The sequence below is a fragment of the Kineococcus indalonis genome, from assembly GCF_009906395.1.
Lineage (GTDB): Bacteria > Actinomycetota > Actinomycetes > Actinomycetales > Kineococcaceae > Kineococcus > Kineococcus indalonis.
In genome coordinates this window covers 1-1,732 of record NZ_JAAALM010000686.1, presented here as the reverse complement: position 1 = coordinate 1,732, position 1,732 = coordinate 1, and the positions used below count along the sequence as shown (strand labels likewise).

Annotated in this window: 1 protein-coding gene; it reads left to right on the top strand. The window is 77.0% G+C overall.

Going from position 1 to position 1,732, the window contains the following annotated elements:
* Positions 1–1,641: glycoside hydrolase family 13 protein (locus GTR00_RS20285; protein ID WP_166613339.1), on the top strand; the 1,641-nt coding region annotated here is incomplete at its 5' end.
* Between the last annotated feature and the right edge of the window lie 91 nt (positions 1,642–1,732).

The following is a 1,732-nucleotide window of genomic DNA, read 5'->3' as shown; positions in this document are numbered from 1 at the left end:
GCCTGGTGGCGCCAGGCGGTCGTCTACCAGGTCTACCCGCGCAGCTTCGCCGACTCCGACGGCGACGGCACCGGGGACCTGCCGGGCCTGACCGCCCGCGTGCCGCACCTGGCGCGCCTGGGCGTGGACGCCGTCTGGCTCAGCCCCTTCTACCCCTCCGAGCTCGCCGACGGCGGCTACGACGTCGCCGACCACCGCGCCGTCGACCCGCGCATCGGCACCCTGGAGCAGTTCGACGAGCTGGTCGCCGCCCTGCACGGCGCCGGGATCCGGCTGGTCGTCGACATCGTGCCCAACCACTCCTCCGACCGGCACCGCTGGTTCCGCGAGGCGCTGGCCGCGGGGCCGGGGTCCCCCGAGCGCGAGCGGTACGTCTTCCGGCGCGGGCTGGGCCAGCGCGGGGAGCTGCCGCCCACCGACTGGACCGCCGTGTTCGGCGGCCCGGCGTGGGAGCCCGTCGGCGACGGCGAGTGGTACCTGCACCTGTTCGCCCCCGAGCAGCCCGACTGGAACTGGGCGAACCCCGAGGTGCGCGAGGACCACCTGCGCACCCTGCGCTTCTGGGCCGACCGCGGCGTGGACGGCTTCCGCATCGACGTCGCCCACGCCCTCACCAAGGACATGAGCCACCCGCTGCCCTCCGCGCGGGAACTGGCCGCCGACGACCTGCCCGACGGCGAGCACCGCTTCTTCGACCGCGACGAGGTGCACGAGGTGTACCGCGAGTGGCGGGCGCTGTTCGACTCCTACGACCCGCCGCGCACCGCGGTCGCCGAGGCGTGGGTGCCGGCGCACCGCCGCGCCCGCTACGCCTCGCCCGAGGGCCTGGGTCAGGCGTTCAACTTCGACCTGCTGCGCTCGGCCTTCGACGCCGCCTCCTTCCGGCGCACAGTGGACGAGAACCTGCGCCTGGCCGCGCAGGCCGGCAGCTCCTCCACCTGGGTCCTGTCCAACCACGACGTCGTGCGGCACGCCTCGCGCTACGCCCTGCCGGAGGGGACCGACGAGGAGGCGTGGCTGCTCAGCGGCGGCACCGAGCCGGCCGCCGACCTCGAGCGCGGGCTGCGCCGGGCGCGGGCGGCCACCGCGTTCGTCCTGGCGCTGCCGGGCAGCACGTACCTGTACCAGGGCGAGGAGCTCGGCCTGCCCGAAGTGGCCGACCTGCCCGCCGAGGTGCTGCAGGACCCCACCTGGCGCCGCTCCGGCGGCACCCGCAAGGGCCGCGACGGCTGCCGGGTGCCGCTGCCCTGGGAGGGCGCCGGCCCCTCCCTGGGGTTCGGCGACGGCCCGGCCCACCTGCCGCAACCGGCGTGGTTCGCGCCGCGCGCCGCCGCCGCACAGGAGGGCGACCCCGCCTCGACGCTGGCGTTCTACCGCCGCGCCCTGAGCGAGCGCCGGCGCCTGCAGGGGCCCGAGGAGCTCACCTGGGTGCAGGGCCTGCCCGCCACCGCCGTGGCGTTCCGCCGCCCCGGCGGCTGGACGTGCCTGACGAACTTCGGCACCGAGCCGCTCGCGCTGCCCGCCGGGCGGGTCGTGTTGTCCAGCGGCCCGATCGGGGAGACCCTGGTGCCCGGTGAGACCACCGTGTGGCTCGAGGACGAGCACCGCGAGGACCTCCCCGAGGAGGGCCCCACCCGCTGACCGGGTGGACGGGCCGCCGGGGCGATCCCCCGGCGGCCCCGCAGGACGCGCGGGCGACCCCGCCCGCGCCCGCCACGAGGAGGGACGACGA